Here is a 22483-nt window from a genome sequence, read left to right as displayed (position 1 = left end):
CGCCCGGAGCGTCCTGCCAGCAGGAACGGGAGCCAACGGGGTTCGCGTTCAGGGTGCGCCGCCTCGCCCCGGGCAGGGACGGCCCACGTGCCGGTCCTCACCGGTGGGTGCGACCACCACCGCCGAGCGTCCATCCGAGCAGGGTCCGCTCGGCCGAGGAGAAGTCCCAGGTCTCTCCCTCTCCGGCGCGGAGACGATTGTAGTAAGCCTCCTTCATCTGTTCGAGCGTGCCGAAATCGATATGCGGATAAGCCTGTTTGACGCTGGACGCCCACTTGTTCACGAGCGCGGCCACCTCGGGATCACCGGTGATTATCCGGTTGTAGGAGGCGTACTCCTTCTCGAAATCACGGGCCGGAAGGTTTCTTCGTGTCGTCCGCGCCGAACTGGAGGATTCCTGCGCCTCGTTGAGCAGTTGGTGAATCGCCCTGGTGCGCAGCGCGTCGCCGTCGATCAAGCCGGCCGCGTACTCCATGGGGGGCAACTGGAAATCCTGGCCCTGTTCGGAGTTGTACCTTTCGAGATGGCCGTGGTGCCAGCCTTCCCCGTGTCCCTTGGCCGCGCCCAGGTCATCGGCCCCGCCGAGCATCGTCGCCAGCCCGTTGGCGTTCTTCAGGACGAGACACCCACGGACCATCATGCTCATCCATGCCGTCCAGTGGTGTGCGGGATGGTCGGACTCATCACCGCGATTACCGGGATCGTTCGCCTGCGTCAGCTGTTCCCCCAGAGCCCACCAGTCTTCCCTCTGTTCCTCCGATCCCTGGACGGGAGGATGCTTACGCGCATACTGGAGCGTCTCCGATATCCAGGCGAACCCGGCCGCCAAGGGCTTTCCCGCCATCGCCCCGACGGCCGCGGTCTTGATGAGAACCCACGAGATGGTGTGCGACTTCTGCCCGTCGGAGTACTGGGTGTGGGGCCGCTCCTTGCTGCTCAGGTCGACGCTGGTGATACCGAGCCCGCCTCCCCGCAGGTAGTCCACCTGGACATCGGCGAGGAATCCGGTCTGCAGCATTCCGAACTCCAGCGGGGTGATCGCCGGAGCCACCGGCGCCTGCAGCATCGGCAGGTAGTTCGAGTATTCACCGGCCTGCCACGGCATCAGGTTCTCCTGGGTCATCTTCTGCGCGATCCACGGAAAGGCAGTGGCCACTGTTCCCCGGAAATGCTGCTGGGCAGGAGCGAGCAGCCCTCTGTCGTTGTCGTTCGGCGGGTCGAACAGGCCCCCGACCTCTCGGGCGAGATCCGCTGCGGACATGCCCGTTGCCCGCTCCGCGAGGAAGGACTCCTCCCTCCTCAGCTTGCCCATGAGATTCCCCTCCCCTCTGCCCTTGGGTACACCCTTGGCGACGACCGCGATCGGGGAGAGCTGATACGCCTCCGTGTACAGCCGTACGAGCGCAGCCAGCGCAGTGGACCATTCGGCCACCGGAGCCCGTCCCGTTCTCATCTGCCGGAGCAGATCCGCGGCGCTCTCCATCTTTGCGACATGCTCACCGTCACCCGGGAGGGCGCTCATCCTGTCGAGCTGATGACCGATGTAGTCGGTCAGCAGATGCGCCGGCCTGTTGGAGAAGTTCATCAGCGCCTGCCGGATGAGCGTCCAGGCAGTGGTGTGCGACTTCTGCGCACCCACGTAGCGCGTCGGGGGGCGGTCGTTGTCACTGACGACGATGTTCCCCGCCCGCACCTGGTCGAGACCGACCTCATGATGCCCGGTGATCGCCTGAACGGGAGCAACCGGAACGTGGGCACGGAAATCGCTGGTGGCCCGGAAGGCACTCATGTCGAAGGTCCGCTGCCGCAGCAGGGCCGGCGGCTGGAAGCTCCAGCCACCACCGCCCGTCTGCGCGTCGCCGTCGAGGTCCATTGGCTCCGGCAAGCCGAACGGCACCGCACCCGGGAGCTGCGTCAGCTCCTCGTCCGGCCCGGCCTCGCGGTAGTTCTCCGGCAGCTCACCGGCCTCCTCCTGGTGCAGCCGCGCCCCCAGCTCGATCGGGGGATGCTGCGTGCCGTCCGCCCCCGGCCGTTCGTACTGCAGCCAGTGGGCGGGGGTGATGACCGGGCGGCCCTGCGCGTCGACGCCGACCCGCGCTGCCGCCACCAGACTCCCCTGCGCCCGGTGATCCAGCGTCGTCGACCCGACCGCCCTGGGTACGAACCACACCTGCGCGTCCGGAGCGAAGGCCTTCGTGCCCAGCCCGTGGACCGCCAACTGGCGCAACACCTCCCCCACGTAGGGCGAATCCAGCCGGCCGATCCCGCACGCCACGAACTGGAGCGGCAGCTTCCCGTCCCACTCCTGCGCCGTGCGGGCCCGCAGCAGCACCCGCACCATCTCGTCGGGCGAGACCGGCGCGCCGTTCTCACCGACGTGCATCGCCACGGTGAACACCCGCTCGTCCACCGGGAACCGCGCCAGCGTGTCCGTCAGCAGCGCCCGCTCATGCACCGGCGTCGCCGGATCGGCGATCCACAACCCCTGCTGCCCGGAGCCGTACGCGTGCAGCGGCTCACCGGCGCCCTCCGTCGGCGTGAGGTCCGCTCCCGGCGAGTCCGTCCGGAGCGCGCCGCCGCCGGCGAGGACATCGAAGACCATCTTCTCCAGGGAGGCGTCCCCGGCGACCGGTTCGGACTGCTCCGGGCGGGCTTCCCGCACTCGCGCCTGCTCGGGCACCCGCACCGGGCCGGCACCGGACGAGCGCTCCGAACCGGGCACCCCGCCGGGGACGAAGGCCCTGCCGGCCACCCGATCGGACACATGTGCCGACGCCGGCCGTTGGAGCGGCGGCACCTCCTGCACCGCCAGGGGGACCGGCTCACGCTCGGACTCCTCCTGCTTCGGCGGCTCCTCCTCCTTGGGCGGCTCCACCTTGGAAGGCTCCACCTGCTTCGGCGGCTCGTTCTCCTTGGGCGGCTCCACCTTGAGCGGCTCCACCTGCTTCGGCGGCTCGTTCTCCTTCGCCTTCACCGGCTGGTCCGTCGGGAATTCCCGGCGCGGGACGGACATCGCGAACGGGACGACGCCTTCGGCGGACCGGGACGGCGTGAACCGCCCCCCGGGGAAGGTGAAGGTGAACTTCACCTGGCCGTCGAAGTGCACCAGCTCCAAGGGGTACTTGGAGTTCGCGATCGCCCGGCCGCCCTCGGCCTGTTCGCCGCCCGTGCGCCGGCGGTAGCCGCCCCCGAGGTTGAGGAGGGCCCCGAGCTTGCCCCTGATCTTGGAGAACTCGGCGCCGACATGGGCCATCAGCTGCCAGTGTCTGGAATTGAGGGTGCGCTCGGTGCGCCGGGTCGAGGTCTCTCCGGTCAGCGACACCTCGGCGGCTGTCTCCACCCGCTGGTGGGTGAGCTCGACCACCTCCGCCCGCAGCGAGACCCGCGTCGTCACTCCGTTGACCCTGAACCCGTCGCTCTCCAGCCGGAACGGCTCGCGGTCCGGCGTCATGGGGCCCGTCAGCCGCGGCAGTTCGGCCATCAGCCGCTCGCGGCTGAAGTTCCCTCTCAGCTGTTCGGCGACCCGGGCGTTCCAGGCGCTGCCGTAGGCAGCGCTGCCCACGGTCTCCAGCAGGCTGTGCAGCGAGCCCACGTCGGGCAGGTCGCGGACGATGTGGGCGCCCGTCCAGAGAGCCTTCGGCGGCTCGAACGGCGCCGTCGGCGCCGGCGCGCGCGGCGGACGGACGACACCCTCCGGGCGGGTGATCGGCGGGGGCGCCGTGAAGACCGACCCGGTGCCTCCGGGCGGCCGGGTGTCCGCGGTCTCCACCAGCGCCTGGAAGTCGACCTCGGCACGCGCGAAGGCCCTGCGGCGGACGCCGAACCCCCGCCTCGTCATCGCGGGGAGGTCGGTCATCGCGCCGCCGGCCTTCTCCACCTTCTCGGTGACGGCTGTCCGGATCCGCTGCTGCTGCTCCGCCAGCCCCGCGTCGTAGTCGGCCCGCAGCCGCGCGATCCGCCGCTCGGTGGCGTCGTCCAGGCCCTGCTCCCTCATCAGCTCCCGTACCTGGGAAACGTGCTGGTCCAGGGCGGTGCGGGCATGCCCGAGCGGTTCGCCGGAGCCCCGCTGCGCCTCCAGCCCGGCGTGGTACTGCGCCCGCAGGTCCGCGACCGTGTTGTGCCAGGTCGTGCGCTCCGCCTCGGAGGTCGCGGTGTTCCGCACGTCGTCCGACGAGGTCAGCTCGCTGATCTGCTCCTGGATGCGGTCCAGCCGGCGCTGCTGGGCGGGCGCCGCCTCGTGGACGGCTTGGTTCACCGTCCGGCCGCGGAAGCGCCAGTTCCGGCTGAACTCCAGGTGCAGGACGGCGGTTCCGTCGAACACGCTGCCGGGCACCTTGGACTTCGTGCCGCTGCCCGTCCGGGCCGCGCCCGAGGTCTCCGCGATCTGGTCCTGGCCGCCGACGTGGGTCAGCGTGCCGCCCGCCACCACGGCAGCGGGCAGCAGGCCGACCGGATCCGTCGTGGCGACCACCCGGAGGGCGGTGGCCTGACTGCTGCCCCGGGTGTACGCGGTCAGACCGTCCGTACCGCCCTGGGAAACCCCGGTCACCACACCGCTGTTGAACTCGGTGGCGGAGGTGGCGGCCACCTGCGTCATCGTCGCGACACTGGCGCGGACCCGCACGGTGCCCTGCGGCAGCCTGATGGTCAGCCGTTCACCGGCCATCAGCCCCTTCAGTCGCGGCTGGAGTGCGTCGCCCGTGAAGCTCGGCTCCAGCAGACGCTTGACGCCGTCCCAGTTCGCGCCGGGCCCGAAGACGTCCCGGCCGACCGTGTCGACCTGGTCCAGGAGCTTGGCGGGCACCGCCCGGGTGCGGCCGACCGGCATCAAGGGGACGGATCCCGGCGGTTGGCGAACCGGTACCGGCACCGTCCCGGTCGCTCGGTCGCGCGGCTGCGGTGCCGTCACGTGCAGCACGATGTCGGTACTGCCGAGGGTGTGGGAGCGGGCGATCCGCTCCGGCACCTGGCGCCGGTCCTGGGGCTCGGTCCTCGTGGCGGTCGCCAGGTCACGCGCCGGGAAGGCGAACTCGGCCGGGGTACGGACGATGACCGACGGCTCCGTCACGGGGTGGCGTGCCCCCGGCAGCGCGAGCAGGCGCATCACCCTGATGTCGAGCCGGAAGGCCAGCTCGCCGTTGAAGATCGCCGCCGGCTCGACCGTCTTCCCCTTGGAGACCGCGGTGCTCGGAGCGTCCAGGGTCGCGCCGCGCACGGTGTCGACGTTCCGCGCGTGGCTCAGCGCCAACGCCACGTGCGGCAGTCGGGCCCCGAGCGTGGCGGCTCCGGTCCGCCTGATCCTGCGGTCGTTCATCGACCCGTGGGCGGCGGTGGACTCGGTGCCGCTCTCGAACTCGAAGCTCTTGACGATCTTGTGCGGCCCCCCGGCAGCGCCGGCCGTCGCAGCCACGATCCGGATCCGGGCCTCGACGAAACCGACGGTGACCCTGGCCGTCCAGGTCCGGCCGGAGGTCAACGCCGAGGCGAGCGACCGCAGGGCGACCGGGCCGAAGTACGGCATCAGACTCGTCTCCGCCCCGTCCCAGTCGGCCCCGAACACCGGGTGCAGCCGCTGGCGCAGTTCGTTCATCACCACCAGGCCGTTGCCCAGGCCGAGCACGATGTCGGAGGCGCCGAGCTGCCCGAGTTCGGTCACCCGGGCCGGTGCGGCGTGCGCCGGTTCCCCCGTCTTCCGCACCGGAGCGGCGGGCACCGGTTCCGTGGCCTTAGGGACCGGTGCGACGGCATCCTGCTCCACCTTCGCGGGCTTGTCGTCCCGGTCGTAGACCCGCCGCTGCGCCGCATCGAGCGGCTTCTCCTCGACCGTGTGGTGCTGCGGCACCGCCACCATGAAGCGCACTTGGGCCGTGCCCGGGGTGTGCGGCAACCCGCCCTGCTCGCGGATCTGCAGCGTCAGATCCGCGGTGGCCAGGTAGACCACCATCGGCTCCGGGTACTTGGCGCTCGCCACCGTACTGGAGCCCTCGCTCGCCCGGTCGCCCGTGCGCCAGCGGGCGTTGAGGCCACCGCCGGCCGTACCCGACAGGGACTGGTCCGCGGAGAAGGCGTACTGCGGCCCGCCCTGGCCCTGGAGGGCGACGGACCTCGCCGAGACGTTCCGTGCCGAGCTGCTCTCCGCACGCTCGCTGAGGACGTTCAGCTCCGCCTTGTCGATGACGCGGACGAACTCCATCCGCTGCATCCGGGCGACGCCCAGCACGTGGGCGTCCGGGTACCTCGGCCGGGTGAGCAGCGGGCTCTGCAGCGGCACGTTCCGGGTCATCGCGGGCAGCAGCGCGGCCAGCCGCTCCCGGCGGAAGGTGCTGCGGACGGCCGGGCGCAGCTCCGCCCAGCCCTTCGCTCCGAAGACCTCCCGGCCCAGCCTGTCGAGCACGGCGCGCAGGTCCTCGACGGGCCGGTCGCCGTCCCGCAGGGTCTGCCCGGCGAAGACGTCCAGCACGACCGAGCTCTCCGGCAGTCCCGTCCGGCCGCCCTCGGAGCCGCGGCCCCAGATGTCCGGCCCGGGCGCCCACGCGACGGCGCCCGCCGTGAGTTCGGGAGCCTGGACCGGCAGTGGGGCGTCGGCGGCCGTGAAGGTGCCGCGCTCGCCCACGACCTCCGACTCGGCCGCCTCGACGACCACCTGGAAGCCGAGCCGGGCGGTCGCCGGGGCCGGGGCCGGGCGGACGGCCCCGGGCGGTGCGGGGGCAGTGCCACCGGGGGCGGGTGCCACGGCCGTCGGCCTGGACGTGGTGAGCGTGCCCGCGGCGGTTCGGTGGTCGAACGTCAGGGCCGCCACGCCCTCGAAGATCACGGCGTCGGCCTTGACCTTGACGGCGTTCCCGGACCGCAGGGTGACCTGGTCGATGGCGCTGCGGTCGCGCCCCGCCTGACCGGTGAGACCGAGGCCGGCGCCGGCGGACAGGAGGCCGGGGGCATCGCCGAGGGGCTGGTTCCCGATGCCGGACTGCCGCCCGGACAGCAGCGCCGAGACGGTCACGCTGTCCGTGACGGAGTTGGTGATGGCCAGGGTCAGGTCCGTACCGGTGTTGAACTCGGTCGTCCCGGCGTTGCGCAGGTGCGACATCGACAGGACGTGCGCGGAGACGAACAGGCTTCCCCGACCGCCGGAGAGCGGGATCTCGACGGGTTCGCCGGCCATCATCGACTTGAGTTCGGCGTGCAGCGTCACCAGGTCGAGATGGCCGAGGATCTCGGAGCGCACCGCCGGCCAGTCCCTGCCGAAGATCCTCGGCCCGAGGGCCTCCAGCGAGCCCGGTGTGTCGGCGCGGCCGAGGAGGGAGGAGGCACCGGACGAGGTCCGGGCGCCGTCCCCGTCCACCGTGTAGACGTCCTTGACGACGTCCGTCGCTCCGAGCGCCAACGACTGCCGCACGCGCGGCGGCGGCAGGTAGTGCGTCGCCGGGAGACCGGCGTCGGCGTGCTCGGCCTGCGGCACCACGACCGTGACGGGCAGTTCGACGGTGACGGGCGGACCGGCCGGCGGGGTGTGCTGCCCGCCGTCGAGACCCGCCGCGAACGCCATCGCCCCGCCGACGGCGCGGCTCGCGGAGGCGTCGCGGAGGTCGGTGAGGTCGACGTCGAGCCGGAGGGTCGCGTCGACCACCAGCGCCGCCTCGGGAAGCTTGCTCCGGCTGAACATCCGGCCGCTGGTGGCAGCCGTCCGTGCGCTGCTCCGGTCGCTCACCCCGCCGAGTTGTCCGGCCGCGTTGGTGTCGGCGGCCGCCTTTCCGCTCAGACTCAGGCCGCCGGCGATCCGCCGGCGGCCCTCACGGAAGGAACCGGCGGTGGCGAACGAGTCGCTGCCGTCCTCGAACTCGAACTTCGCCATCGACTCCCTGGCCACCGGACCGACGAGCCGGGCACCGACCCGGATCCCGCCCTTCCACCCCGCGATGTCCAACGGCACCACCAGGCTGTCGCCCCTGGTCATCGCCGACAGCAGCGGCTGCAGCACCCGTACGCCCAGCCCGTCGAGGAGTTGGGCGCGGGCCGCCGCCAGGTCCTCCTTGCCGAGCTTCACCGGCGACCCGGCGAGGCTCTCCAGTACGGCCCGCACGACCTTGTCGTCGGGGCCGGCGATCGGCAGCAGGCGGTCGCCCGCCCCGACCTGGCCGGCGGAACTGAGCCTGGTCGGCGGCGCCGGCAGCGTCTTCGCCGCAGTCTTGGCTTCGACGGGCACCAGCGGCAGCGCGGGGGCGTCCAACACAGGGGTGTCCAGCACAGGGGTGTCCAGCACGGGAACGTCGTCCAGTACGGGAACGTCGTCCAGCACCGGCGCTTCCAGCGTGTGCGGGCGCAGCGCCGAATAGTGCGCCGTCGGCCCCTCACCCTCGCGGTAGAGGTTCAGGACACGACGGCCCGGCGTGCCGTCGAGGTGGCCGCCGGGGGTGCTGGTGACCCCGCCGGCTCCGCCGATCACCAGGTCGAACCCGAGGAGCGAGGCCGTCACCTGGGGCACCCGCTCGAAGTACGGCGTGGACCACAGCGGGGTCAGCCGGATGGCGTGGCTCACCATGGTGCTCATCGGTGTCCGGTGCAGCACCGCCAGGTCGACCGGGCCGCCGGGCGCGGTCCGGAACTGCGCCGGCAGCGCCTCGGCGAGGGCCGGGTAGTAGCCGAGGAGGCGTTCGCCGATCCCGGGCACCGGCCGGCCTTCGGCGAGGGGGGTGATCAGCAGGCGGTAGGCCTCCTCGCGCAGCGCGTACTGCTCCTGCGCCGCGACGTCGGGGTTCCACGTCCCCCGGACCACGTGGTGGAGCTGGCGCACGTTCAGGTCCGCGATCAGCGTGCTCACCGGGTCCTGGATGTTCGTCGCCGCCCGCAGGTCCAGGCCCGCGGGCCCGTCGAAGCGCTGCGCCGCGGTCCGGCGCAGCGCCGCGACGTCGAGGTTCTGGTACGGCCAGTCCGTGAGCTGGTGGCGTGCGCTGACCGACACCGACGCGAAGAAGCAGTCGCCGTCGCCCCGGATCGCGAGCTGTTCGAAGTCCGCTCCGCCGATCCTCACCACTTCGCCCGCCTGCTGTCCCGCGGACTGCCCGCCGCCTTCGCCGAAGGCCACGATGTCGGGCGAGACGCGTACGGCCTCGTCCCGCTCCACCTCCCGGAGGTGCGTCGGGAGGGCGGTGTCCCCGGTGCCCTCCGGCGGGAGGTAGGAGCCGCGCGGGCGTCGGACGGCGTCGGCGGAGCCGTCCTGCGGCCTGCTGTACTCGATCCAGTTCCCGCCGGCCTCGACCACCGGACGGCCCAGCGCGTCGAAGCCGGCCCGGGCGGTGACCACGAGGTGGCCTGCGCCGCTCGCGCCGTCGTTCCCGGGCAGGAAGTACACGGCCCGGTCGGGCGCCAGGGCCGGGGCGAGGACACCCCGGGCCCAGAGGATCTCCATCACCCTGGGCACGTAGGCGGCGTCGAGCGCGCCGGCCAGCCCGCACGCCACGAACTGGAGCGGGTCCACGCCGTTCCAGCCGTCGTCGCCGTCCCGCAGCCCGTCCAGCAGCTCGGCCATCTCCTCCGGCGGCACCGCTCTCCCGTCCCACCGGGGCAGGCCGTCGGCGCCCGTGTGGACGGCCACCAGGAAGCGGCCGTCACCGCCGGGCAGCCGCGCGAGCGCCCCCTCCAGGGCGAGCCGCACCGGGGTGGACATGGCGGGGTCGCTGATCCAGTGCCCCCGCACGCCCGGCGCCAGCTCGCCCAGCGGGCGTCCCGTGACAGGGACGGGCGGCGCGGCCGGCCTCTCCGAGTAGAACTCCGAGTCGGCCTCGGAAGCAGTCTCGGAAGCAGTCTCGGACGCGGTCTCGGACGCGGTCTCGTCACCACCGAGCGCATTCCGCGACCAGCCGCCACCACCCCGCCACGAACCGACGGAGTCGGAACCGTCCGAGTCCGAGTCCGACTCAGGGCCGGAGTCGGAACGGAACTCGGACGCGGAGTCGTCGTCACCCAACCCGTTCCCGCCGCGCCGACGGCCGCCCGCATCCCGCGAGTCGGCGGAGTCGTGCTCCCGGTCCGGCCCCGGCAGCCGGTCGAGCGCTGCCTCCAGACCCTGGAGTACCAGGTCGTTGCGGGGGTCACGCCCGTCCTCGTCGAGGCGCTCGAAGTAGCGGGACAGCTCGGAGGAGGGGTCCAGGAACTGCCCGAAGCCGTCCGCAAGGGCGGCGAGGGACTCCTCGTCGAGGGGAAAGCCGTCGCGGAACAGGTCGGCCGCCTCGGCGTCGAGGGCACTTCCCCGCCGCAGGAGCGCCGTGCTCCAGGCGTCGATGTCCGACCTGGACGGGCTCCCGCGCTCGCTCCAGAGCTGCGGGAGGCCCTCGCCGGCCCCGGTCAGCCTCTCCAGATCCCCGCGGAGCCACCTGTCCCGGAACGACGGCCCGTCCCACCCGGCGAGGTCCGCGAGCAGCTTGTTGTTCTTCGCGACCGTGTCCAGGAGGGTGCGGTCGCCGACGGGGCCCGTCAGCAGTCCCGTCGTTATCGCCTCCAGGATGGCGCGGGCGGGGCCGTCGAACTCCGCTCCGGTCAGCGGGTGCAGCGAAGCGTCCGGGTTCGAGTCCAGCGTGACGAAGGGGCGCCCGAGGACGCGCACCACGTTGGCGGCCCCGTTGGCCATCACCAGTGCGGGCAGCGAGGCCTGGGCGAACAGCCAGTCGAATGCGGTCGCGGGCAGCGAACCGGTGTCCAACAGCAGCACATCACCGTCCGCCAGCCCGCCGAGGACGGTGGCGAGGTCCTCGTCGAGCAGGTTCGCCGTGCGCAACGGCGGGAGGGCGGCGCCCTCGGGGAGCGTCGCCCGCTGCGCGTCGTGCCAGCGCTCGGTACCGCTGCCGACCACCGCGATCACCGTCGGACGGGACGCGCCCTCCATGCCTGCCATGGCCCGCCCCAGGCCGTGTGCGGCGTAGGCGAGCACGGTCCGGTTCGGCACCTCGTCCAGCTGGTGGAGTCCGTAGACGGGCATCAGGTGGACCCGGCTCAACGCGTCCTGCACGGCCCGCAGGCCGACCAGTTGCGCGAGCTCCGTGGGCGACACCGGATCCGGGTGTCCGGCCGGGTCGAAGTCGCTCCGCCCGATACCCCGGTACATCGCCCCGACCGGGATGACGGCATCGGCCAGCCCGGCCTCGCCCAACTCCCCCTGGTTTTCCCAGGCGGGAGTGAGCACGGTGACATCCACGCCTTCGTCCGAGTCGCTGCGGACGATCAGTTCGCGCTGGTTCTGGTGCATGTACGGCTGGAGCACCAGCAGGGCATCGGTGTGGAAGTGGTCCAGTGCCAGGCGCCGCTGGCGGAGGTAGCGGGAGACGTCATCGCTGTCCGGCGTCAGTCCGTCGAAGGCCCCGAGGACGACCAGGCGCTGCCGGGGGACGCGGGCGGGCGGCGACGGCGGGTTGTCGGCGAAGGGGTCGAACTCGCTCGCCATGGGCGCCGTCCGCCACGGCCCGAGCGGGTCGGCGTCCGCTGCGTAGCCGTCGCCGTCCGCACCCGGCAACAGCCGGTGGACGGTGGCGCCGGTCTCCGGCGAGTGCGCGATCACCACCTCGCCCTCGAAACCGAGCCTGCGAAGCCCCCGCAGAACCGACACGGCGGAGGCCTGATGACCGGATCCCGGACCGGCACCCACCGCGACGGTGAGGGTGGCCAGGCCCGACAGGTAGGTCCGTACCCGCAGCTCCTCCGGGGGGTGCACCGTGACGGGAGGGCTTCCGGGCTCCTCGGAACCGGTGTCGGTCACGGAGGACGCGTCGTCTCCACCGGTCTCCGGCAGCTCGTCCCGGTGGGGCGTGACCGAACGGGAGGAGCCGTTCGGGGCATCCGAGGCATGCGAAGGGTCTGAGGTTTCCTCCTCACGCGGCTCGGCGGACCGGTCGGGTTCTCCGTCCCCACGGGCCGCGGTGCCGGACTGGAGCCTCCTGGTCTGCTCCACCGACGGGTCGAACTCGAAGTGGTCACCGCGGAGAGTGAGGCCGAAGTCGGCCGGGCCCACCTCCTCGGCCCGGGCGAGCGGACGGACCTGGTAGGTGTACTCGGTCTGGCCCGAGCCGGGACGCGGGATGTTGCGGATCTGTAGGACGACGTTCAGCGCGGACGCCACCACCACCGGGACGATGTCCCCGGCCGTGACGTCCCACACCCCGTCCGTCTCCACCGTCGTGCGCAACTGCTCGAAGCCGATGAGGAATCCCCCGACGTGCTCCCTGAGCTGCTGCTCGTTCGCCGGGACCCGCAGCCAGTCGGCCACGGTCCGACGGATCGCCCCCGCCCTTGCGGGGTCGATCACTTCGGTGGGCCGCGTCGCCCACCCGACCGCGTGGTACAGGCAGTCGCCGTCGGCGTCGATTTTCGGCAGCGGGAAGCGGATCCCCTGCTCGGTGGTCCGGGGGGAACCGGGGTTCTCCTCGGGGGCTCGTGGCGGGGTGCTCGTACTCGCGAGAGGAGCGACCGAGCCGGCGCCGCCGTTCGACTCCCGGTCGAGCTCACGCTCGGGCTCGGCCTCACGCTCGGACTCACGCTCGGGCTCATGTTCACTCTGGGACTCACGGAGCGGGCCGTCCTCGGGCGTCGGCCCGGCCGGCCCGTCCCCGGCGGTCCGGTCCGGGGCCGCGTCCTGTGCCGGGGGCGGCCAGGTGGTGCCCCCCTGCTCCTCCGGGGTGAAGTGGAACCGGGTGCCTGCCGGGGCCTTGGCCGAGGTCGTGACCAGCTCCTGCGGGACGGAGACCGAGACCGGCACCACCCCGGACGCCCTGCGCGCACCGGCGTCCGCTGCCACACCCGTCCCGTGGTGGAAGGTGAAGTGGAGCTTCACGTGGCCGTCGAAGTGCACCAGCGGTGTGCGGATCTTCGAACCGGCGATGACCCGGCCGCCTGCGGACTCCTCGACTCCCGTGCGCCTACCGCCGCCACCGCTGAGGTTGAGGACGGTGTTCGGCTTGCCCGGGACCTTCGACAGTTCGAATCCGACCTGCACGGCGCCCTGCAGATTCCAGAACTTGATCTTCCGTCGGCTGTCCCGCGCGGAGGTCTCCGCGACCAGGGCGACCTCGGCGTCCGGCTCGGCGCGATGGTGGGCGAGGTCGACCAGTTCGGCGGTGACCGACACCCAGGCGGGCCGCCCGTTCAGCAGGAACTCCTGGCTGGTGAGTTCCTTCCCGGCGACCAGCTGCGGCAGGTGCGCCATCAGCCGTTCGCGGCCGAAGCTCGCCATCGCCTGCTCGGAGCGCGGCCGGCCGCCGATCGGGCCGCCGTCCCAGCGGCCCGCGTAGGCCCGCCGGCCCTCGACGGCCAGGAGCTGGCGCACCGGTCCGAGGTCGGGCAGGTCGCGGACGACGAAGGGGGGCAGGCCGTCCTTCGCCCAGACCTCCTTGGGCGGCACCGGGTGGTCCACCTGGAGCGCCTGCCGCTCGGGCGGCGCACCCCGGAGCGTCTCCGGCCGGAGATCCCCGCCCTGATCGGCCTTCGGCTCGGACACCCGGGGCTCGGGGGCCGTGAAGTGCGCCTCGTCCTTGGTGGCGACCGCCAGGGTGTCCGCCTGCTCGACCTTCACCTGGAGGCCCACCTCGGCCACGCCATAGCTGCGCTGACGTACGAAGAACGCCCTTCTGGTCATCGGGCGGATCCCGTCCAACGGGCGCAGCTCGCCGGGATTCCCGTCGGCCGGGGGCCTCGTCCACATCGTCGGCCGGGCCGCGCGCCGGATCCTGTCCTGCTGCTGGAGCAGTGCTTCGGGGATCCCCGGGACCGGTTCGTCCCCGTCCTCGCGCTGCCGCCCGAGCAGCTCGCCGAACGCCCGCTGGTCCGCCATGACGTGCCGGGGGATCCGCTGGTCCACGGCCCGGCCGAACACCTGCCGGTCGCGGCGGAACTCGAAGTGCAACCGGGCCGAGCCGTCGTAGACGCTGCCCGGCACCTTCGACTTGGTCCCGGTGCCCGACCGGACGGCGGTCGCGCTGTCCGCGATCCGGTCGGTGCCGGCGGAGTGGGTGCCCGCGACGCCGACCACGGCAGCGGCCGGCAGCCCGCCGAGCGGGTCCGTCGTCCCGGTCACCCTGACGGCCGTGGCGTGGCTGTCGCCCTGGGTGTAGGCCGTCAGGCCGTCGGCGCCCCCGGTCGCCAGGACGGCGGTGGCACCGCTGTTGAACTCGGTCTTGGCGGTGTCCGCCACATGGGTCAGCTCCCGCACGTCGGCCCGGACGAAGACCGTGCCGCCGGGCACTCCGATCTTCAGCGGCCGGTCCCCCATCATGGACCGCAGGTGGGGATGGAGCGCCGCGGGCGTCAGCTGTGGGCCCAGTGCCTTCGCCACCTTCTCCCAGCGCTTCGGGCCGAACGCCCGGACTCCGGCGTCGCGGAGCTGGGACAGCACGGAGCTCTCCGGCGGGTGCCCGGCCGGGACGGGCAGGACGTGCAACACGATGTCGGAGGCGGACAGCAGCTGCGACTTCGTGATGCGCGACGGCGCGGCACGGAACTGCGCGGGGTCCGGCGGCTGCGGCAACTCGCGGGCCGGGAAGGCGAAATCGGCCCGGACGACGACGTCGGGGGTGGCGACGGCCTTCAGCGGTTCGAGCCGCGACCCGGCCAGCTTCACATCGAGTGTGATCGTCAGCGCACCCCCGAACACGGCGGCCGGCTCGACCGTCTTGCCCTTCGACACCGCACTCGTACCGACGTCGAGCGTGCGGCCGACCAGGCTGTCGGAGTTCTCGGTCCGGGAGACCCCCACCGAGACGTACGGGAACTTGGCCGTCAACGTCCCGGTGACCGTCGAGCGACTGCGGTCGTCCGCCATCGACCCGGTGGAGGCGGTGGACTCCGTCCCCACCTCGAACTCGAACTCCTTGATGTCCCTGCGGTGTTCGCCCAGGGTGACTCGCGCCTCGGTGACGCCGATCTCCGCCGTGACGCCGTTGAGCGAGACCCGCGTCCCCCACGGTGCTCCCGCGCTGAGCCCGGATGCCATCGACCGCAGGGCGACCCGGTCGAAGAAGGGCAGCAGTTCCGCCTCCGCCCGGTGCCAGTCCTTCCCGAACTTCGCGCTGAGGGTGTCCCGGAGGACGTTCATCACCTCCGTCCCGTCGTCGAGCTTCAGGACGATGTCCGAGGCCGCGAGCCGCTGGGAGTCCAGCACCCGCGTCGGCGGGTTCTTCGGCGTCCCGGGCACGGGGGCTGCCGCCGGGACCGGCGCCGGGACCGGCGGGGACTCGACCGTCACGCAGTCGGACTTGGGTACGGCCAGCAGGAGTTGGACGGTCGTCGTGCCCTCGGCTCCTGCCTCGTCGGGCTCCCGCGGCGTCAGCCGGACATCCACCTGGACCGTGGCGCGGTAGACCACCATCGGTTCCTTGTACTTGGCGCTGGACACCGTACTGGCGCCCTCGGCCGAGCGGTCGCCGTCCCGGTGCCGGGCCGTACCGCCGCCGCCCGCCGTCAGGCCACCGCCGAAACGGCCGTCACCGGAGAGCAGTTGGCCGCCGGCCTGGGCCTGGGCGCCGTAGCCGTACCAGTCGACGGACCGGGCGGCCTCCCCGTCGGCCACCTCGTTGATGATGTTCAGTTCGGCGTTCTCGACGACCCGGACGAAGGTGAGCTCCGTCGGCACGACGCGAACCTCGAACTGCGCGTCCGAGCCCACGAGTCCGACGAACGGAGAGCCCTCGAACGGTGCGGTGGCCACGCTTCCGACGGCCTTCCCGACGACCAGTGCTGCCAGGCGCTCGCGGCCGAGGAAGCCGCTGAACTCCGAGTGCAGGGCCTGTCGGCCCTCTGCCCGGTAGGCCCTGGCGCCCACCCGTTCGAACAGGGCCCGCAGGCCCTCGTGGGGCTGCGCGCTCCCAGCCCCGTCCTCGATGGGCGACCGGTCCGGGAGGACGTCGAGGACCACCGTGTGCTCGCTCAGCACCCCCGGGCCGTCCTTCAGCCGCCAGACGGCCGCGCTCGCGGGCTGCGCCGGCGCCGGTACCGGCTGCGACTCCGCAGCCTCGGAGACCACCTGGAAGCCCACCTTCGCCCGGGCGGGCGGGGTGTCACCGGCAGTACCGGCCCGCGTCACCGCACCCGAGGTGACGCCCGCAACCGTGGTGGTACGGGTGACCACGTCCTCCATCACGTCCGGCCGGTGGCGGAAGCTCAGGACCGCCACGCCGTCGAAGATCACCCCCGGCGCCTTCACCTTGAGGGCGGTGCCCGTCCTGAGCGACACGTCGTGGAGCGCGGTGCCGTCGGCGCCGATCTGCGCCGTGCCGGAGCCGACGGCCCGCACCCCCGGGGATCCGGCGCCGGTGTAGTCCGGGGTGACCGTGGCCTGCAGGTTCTGGCTCTTCGTACGGGAGGAGACGACGCGCCGGATCTGGTCCGTACCGGTGTTGAACTCGGTCGCCGCCGTGTTCCGCAGATGGGTCATCGACTCCACGTGCGCCGAGACCAGGATGCTGCCCCGGCCGTGGGAGAGCGGCAGCTCCAGCGGCTCACCTGTCATCATCGACTTCAACCGGGTGCGCACCCGCTGCAGGTCCAGCTGTCCGAGCAGCTCCGCCCGCACGGTCGCCCAGTCGCCCTTGAACTGCCGCCGCCCCAGCGCCTCCAGTGAGTCGGCGTCGGCAGCGGAACCGAGCAGCCCGTCCGGCCGTCCGGCCGTCCGGGCCCCGGTCCGGTCGACCAGGTGGACGGTCTTCACGACATCGGTTCCGCCGAGGGCCCGGGACTGCTCGACGCGGGCCGGCGGCAGGTAGTGCACCGTGAGGGGAGCGGGGTCTCCGGTCTCCGCCTTCGGGACGGCCAGTTCGACCGTCAGGTTGACCTGTTCCCTGTGCGCGAGCCCGTCGGCCGACAGCGGGACGACCCTCGACAGCGGGACGGCCTCCGACTTCCGGCGGATCTCCGCACCGTGGACCTCCGGCACCGGGAGCGTGCGGCGGACGTCCGACAGGTCGAGGTCGAGCCGGAGGACGGCCTCCACCCGCAGGGCGGCCTCCACCGTCTTCGACCGGGAGAACATCCGCCCCGTGGTGATCACGGTGCTCTCACTGCCCGCGTCCCGCCCCACACCGGGGCCGCCGGCGACGGTGAGGTCCGCGGTGGCCTTGCCCTTCGGGGTCAGACCGGCGGCGACCTGCCAGCCGCGGCCACGGACCAGACCCGTCCCGGAGAACGAGTCGGTGCCGTCCTCGAACTCGAAGGTCTCGTACGTCCTGCCGCCGGTGGCACTCACCACCGTGGCGGTGATCTTGATCTCGCCCCGGTAGCCGCCGGCGTCGAACCACACGGCGGCCTGGTCGCCGCGGGTCAGTCCGGAGAGCAGAGGCTGCAGGCTCTGCAGACTCAGCGCATCGGACAGACCCGCCTTCACCTCGGCGAGCCCGCTGGCGTCGAGGGCGGGCACCAGCCGGGTGAGCAGGCGGTCGACGACCACGCCGTCGTGATCCGACATCCGCAGCACCCGGTCGCCGCCGTCGAGCTGGCCGAACTCGGTCAGCCGGATCGGGACCAGGGCGCCGGGAGCAGCCGGGAGGTGCGGCTGCACCGCACCGTCCGCACCCGGCGGGGCCTCGGCGAGGGGCGACGGGGTGTGCTCGACGGGTACCGCCGGCGTCGGCCCGGCGTCGGGCTCCTGCGCAGGCACTGCGGCGGGTTCGCCGTCCTCCGTACCGACGGTGCGCACGGTCGGCACGGCCGGGGGCGGGTCGTCCGTCCGGGCGGAGTCCGTCGGAACCGCGGCGGCCTCCGCCTGCTGAAGCGGCTCAGACGGCGGGACGGGCGGGAGCGGTTCGGCGCGGTGCGGGACGAGGCCGCGAGCCCCTCCCTCGACGATGGCCCGGTCGATGAGCTCGTCGATGCCGTCGATGACCCGCTGCCGCTCGCCCGGCGGGCGCTCGGCAAGCTCCCGGTGCACGAGGTCGCGTGCCCGCTTCCAGAGCGCCGAGTCCCTGCCCGCGAGCTCCCGGATCCCCCTCGGACGCTCCTCGAACGCCAGGGCCAGTCGGATCTCCACCTCTGCCGCGAGGTCGTCCCGGGGGGCGTCCTGGTGCGGCGACTCGTCCTGGTGCGGCGACTCGTCCTGGTGCGGCTGCTCCTCGTGCGGCTGCTCCTCGTGGTGCGGCTGCTCGGCGCGCTCGGGCCGCTGCCCCGCGCGGGTGTCGCCGCCGAGGATCTCGGCAATGGTCGCGGCGGTCTCCCGGGCGGCCGGTGCGGGGCGGAAGGGGACGAGGGCGTCTTCCGGCTCCTCCGGCCCTTCCGGCCGCCGGGCGGGCGGCGCAGGCTCGGGGTCAGGGGTGCGGAACGCGTCCTCGTGCGCGCTCTCGTGGGCGCGCCAGCCCGCGCTGTCCAGGTTCTCCGGGCCCCAGAACTCCCGGTACGCCTCGAAGAACTCGTCGCCGTACTGGCGCTTCAGATGGGCGATCTCCTCGCGCATCGCCGCACGGCCCTCGGCCAGCCGGTCGTAACCGGCCGCGGCCTCCGTCCGGGCCGGCAGCACGGCGTGCTCGAAGTCGAGGTGCAGGGCCAGGTCGTCGCGGAGCCTGCGGCGTTCGCGCTGCCAGTGCTCCAGCTCCTCCCGTGCGGTGGTGGCGCCCTCCCCGTCGCCGAAGGCGTCGTCGAGTGCCCGGCGCACCCGGTCGGTGTAGCCCTCGGTGACGCGCTCGGCCGAGCTCTCGGGCAGGCCGCCACGGGCCCGGATCGCCCCCTCCGCCTCGGTCTTCGCAGCCAGACCGGCCAGCTCGCGCGCCTCGTGCAGGGCCAGCGCGCGGTAGATCCGCTCCGGCGTCGTCAGCCGGTCCAGCGCCAGGCGCAGCGCGGCCGGGTCGCCGTCCCCCTCGCCGTGCTGGACGATCAGGCGGTCGGCCTCACCGCCGATCTCGCGGACGACCGCTTCGAGGTGGTGCTCCACGGTGGAGAGGGTGACCGCCCCGGCCTCGTTCGGGCGGGCGGATTCGACGGAGGCGGCCACCGAGCGCCACGGCGCCGCCGAGTCGGCGGTCCGCCAGGTCGCGACGGCCGTCCTGACCGCTTCCACCGTCCTGGCGGCGTTGGCCTCGCGGACGGCCCGGACCGCGAAGGCCCTTGGGAGCCCGCCCTCCAGTCGGCGGAACTCGGCCGCGAACTCTTCCTCCGTCAGGGAGGCCGGACGCTGCTCCAGGGCCTCGCCGGCCTCGTCCTCCAGCACCAGGACCGACTCGTGGTCGGGCCGCGCCGGTGACCGCACCACCCCGGGCACGTCGCCGAAGGAGGTCAGCAGTCGCTCGCGCAGGGTCTGCACCAGCTCGGCGCGGCCGGCCGGCGACAGCTCCCCGCCGGTGACTCCGGCGGCCTCCAGCTGCTCGCGGGTGTGCGGCGGGAGGTTCGCCCACCAGTTGGCCGCCACCCGGGCCACCGCCGCCTCGGCCTGTCCCGCCACCCGCTCGAAGGCCGTCCGGATCCGCAGGTCACGGCCGAGACCCTCGACCCGGGTCTCCAGTTCCCGCCGGGCGAGCTCGCCCTTCGCCGGGTCCGCGATGTCCTTGGGGTCGGTCAGGAGACGTGCCACATCGGCCCTGGCCTGCTCCCGGAACACCCTGGACAGGTCCTGACGGACCACCGGGTCGGCGTCCTGCTCGGTCATCAGCCGGTCGAAGCGGTCCATGGCGAGGCCGATCGCCGCCTCACGGACACCGGCCAGCTCGATCAGCTCCTGGACCCCGGCGAGGATCTCCGGCCGCTCCGTGGGACGCGCGGCCAGCTCGTCATGGATGAGGGTGCTGGCCTGCCTCCAGAACTCCGACTCCGGCAGGGTGTCCTCGCCGGTCCGCTGACGCCGCTCCTCGAACACCTCGCGGAGCCGGTCCTCCGCCTCCGGGTCGTGATGGCGCCGGTTGCTCTCGACGGCCTTCGTGAGTTCGGCGTCGGCCCGGTCGGTCAACTCGCGCTGCCGGGTGCGCCACTCGGCCGCCCGCCGTTCGTCGGCCGCCGCGTACGCGGGCGGCAGCACCTCGTGGTGGACGGGGGTGACACCGGCCGCCGGGGTCTCGTCGGTGGGCGTGGGGCTCACGGGTACGGAGACGTCGCTCCTGCCGCCGTCGTTCTCACCGTGCTCATGCACGTGGTCGTGGTCACTGACGTGGTCACTGACGTGGCCCCCGACGTCGTTGGCGCCGTCGTCGTCGTTGCTCCGGGTCGGTGGCAGCGCGGACTCGTCGGGCAGGTCTGCTCCGCCGTCTTCGTCCCCTTCCACCTCCAGGTACTCCAACTGCTCGTCGTCCTCGTTGTGGTCGACGTGCTCGACCTGCTCGTTGTGCTCGACGTGGTCGACGTGCTCGACGTGCTCCGCGGTGAGGACGGCAGGCGGTCCGGCGGGGACGGGGCCGCCCGTCGTGGACGGCCGAACCGGCTCCTCGTGGAGCTGTTCCAGGGGGTCGTCCGCGTCCCGCACGGTGACCTGTCGGGGTTCGGTCCGAGGCATCGCGCCCGCAGCGGCCGTCGCGCTCCCGGCCGCGTCCACGGCCACGTCCACGTCCTGCGCCGTCTCGCGGGCACGGGGAGTGCTGGGAGGCGGTGGCGTACCGGCTCCGCCGGACTCGGTGGAGGTCCGGACGGGCGGCTCGACCGCCGGCCCCGGACGGGACGCCGTACTGTCCGACCTGGACACCGTCGCCGGAGCGAGCTTCGGCGTCGTGGCGTCCGACGCGTCGGAACCGGCCTTCGCCGCCGAGCCGGGTGCGGGAGAACCGCTCTCCGTCCGCTGGGAGCCCGCACGGTTGGAGGGTCCGGCTCCCGCGCCGTTGTCGGACGGCGGGCCGCCGGCCGTCCTGACCGGGGCGGCGTCACCCGGGCTGCGCGGCAGGGAGCCGCCGTCCGACACCGGGTCGACGCGCACGCCGCTGCGCGGCACGGGGAACGGCGCGGGGTGGCCGGCCAGGTTGCTCGCGACGGACAGGATGGTGAGCGGGTGCAGCGGGCCGAAGTACTTGCTAGCCTCCGGGCCCACCGGCGCGTACTGGATGCTCTGGATGAAGTCCGTGTACCGGGTCATCAGCGGCGAGGCGGCGTGGTGCAGCATGTGGCTGATGCCGCCCATGAGGAAGCCCGCGCCGAAGCTCGCGCCGCTCGCCGTGAACTCGTGGTTCTCGCCCCAGATCAGGTTGTAGAAGCCCTCGCTGAGCACGTTGTTGAGGCCGTTGTTCACCTGCTCGCCCAGGGCGTGGCCCAGCAGGAAGTAGATGTTGGACTTCTGCACCCCGCCGACGACGTCCGGCAGCCCCTTCGCCAGGGCGTCGCCCACGGCCTTGAGTTCGGGCTTCAGCCCCACTCCCTCGACGACGTTCTTCATGGCCTCGCCGAAGGCCTCCTTGCCGGCCTTGCCGCCCCACTTCTCGACGAGGGCCTCGCCGACCTTCTTGCCGAACTCGCGGGCCACCCCCTCGCCGAGCGCCGGCCCGAGGTGCTTCGCGAACTGCTCCCCGAAGTCCTCCGCCAGTTTGGCCCCCGCAGCGGCGGCCCCCTTGCCGCCGGCCGAGAAGCCCTTGCCCAGGAACCGGGCGTAGTCACGGACGACGGCGCCGAGGTTGTGCGCGAGGCCCTTCGCCAGCTCCTCGCTGAACTCGTGGGCCACCCCCTTGCCGAGGGCGCTCCCGGAGGCGTCCTTCAGCCCCTTGCCGGCGGCGTTCCCGGCAGCGTCCTTCAGCCCCTTGCCGGCGGCGCTCCCCGCGACGTCCTTCAGTCCCTTGCCGGCGGCGCCGCCGGCGATGCCCGACAGCTCGTTGGCGAGTTCCTTCGTGATGAGCCGCTTGCCGACGCCCGCGCCCAGCAGCTTGCCCAGGCCCACGAAGAAGAGGTTGAGCGGGCCCGCGACGAGTCCGCTGAGCGCGCCGTTCTGCACCGCCTGCAGGGTCGCCTTCTCGTCCCACTTGTGCCGGTTGCCCTGGTTCATCTGGGTGTTCTGGATGATCGTGTCGAGCAGCAGGCCACCGGCGATGCCCATGAAGGTGTGCAGCAGGATCGTCTTGACCAGGTACTTCACCAGCTCGACCAGGACCTTGCGCACGCCCTCCTTCAGGACGGCCAGGGCGATCAGCGAGGCGCCGAAGTCGAACGGCGACCAGAAGATCGCCAGCGCGATCTCGAAGAGCAGCTGGATGAGCTGCCCGATCGCCATCCACTTCACGTACTCGACGGAGTTCGCCACCTCGCCCGCGTACTCGCCGAGTTCGGTGCACATCCCCCCGGCCAGCGTCAGGTAGTCGTCGCCGCCGCCCTCCCCGCCACCGATGAAGCGGTTCATCTCGGCGACGAAGGCCTCGGCGGCCTTCCCCTCGAACTGATTGGTGCAGAGCGCCACCAGCTCCGCGATGTACTCCCGCAGCTTCGGCAGGTCCACGGCCAGTGCCTCGAAGTCGTCCCGGACGTCGCGCATCCCGCCCTCGCTGGACTTCGGCCACGGCATCCCGGTGAGGACCGAGAAGAGCTTCGCGACACCCGGCGAGACGTTGACGGAGGGATGCGGCAT

Annotated in this window: 1 protein-coding gene; it reads right to left on the bottom strand. The window is 72.8% G+C overall.

Annotation, left to right across the window (positions count from 1 at the left end; translation table 11 throughout):
• Window positions 1–97 precede the first annotated feature (97 nt).
• Window positions 98–22483, bottom strand: coding sequence for a hypothetical protein (locus ACFUK0_RS07370; RefSeq protein ID WP_380247152.1), 22386 nt, complete (start codon window positions 22481–22483; stop codon window positions 98–100).

The organism is Kitasatospora sp. NPDC057223 (assembly GCF_042669755.1).
Taxonomy (GTDB): Bacteria; Actinomycetota; Actinomycetes; order Streptomycetales; family Streptomycetaceae; genus Kitasatospora.
This window is presented reverse-complemented; position numbering and strand designations above follow the sequence as displayed.

What these genes read in the sequence shown, in the direction of transcription:
- ACFUK0_RS07370 (WP_380247152.1), bottom strand. Translation starts at nt 22,483, where the DNA reads ATGCCGCATCCCTCCGTCAACGTCTCGCCGGGTGTCGCGAAGCTCTTC.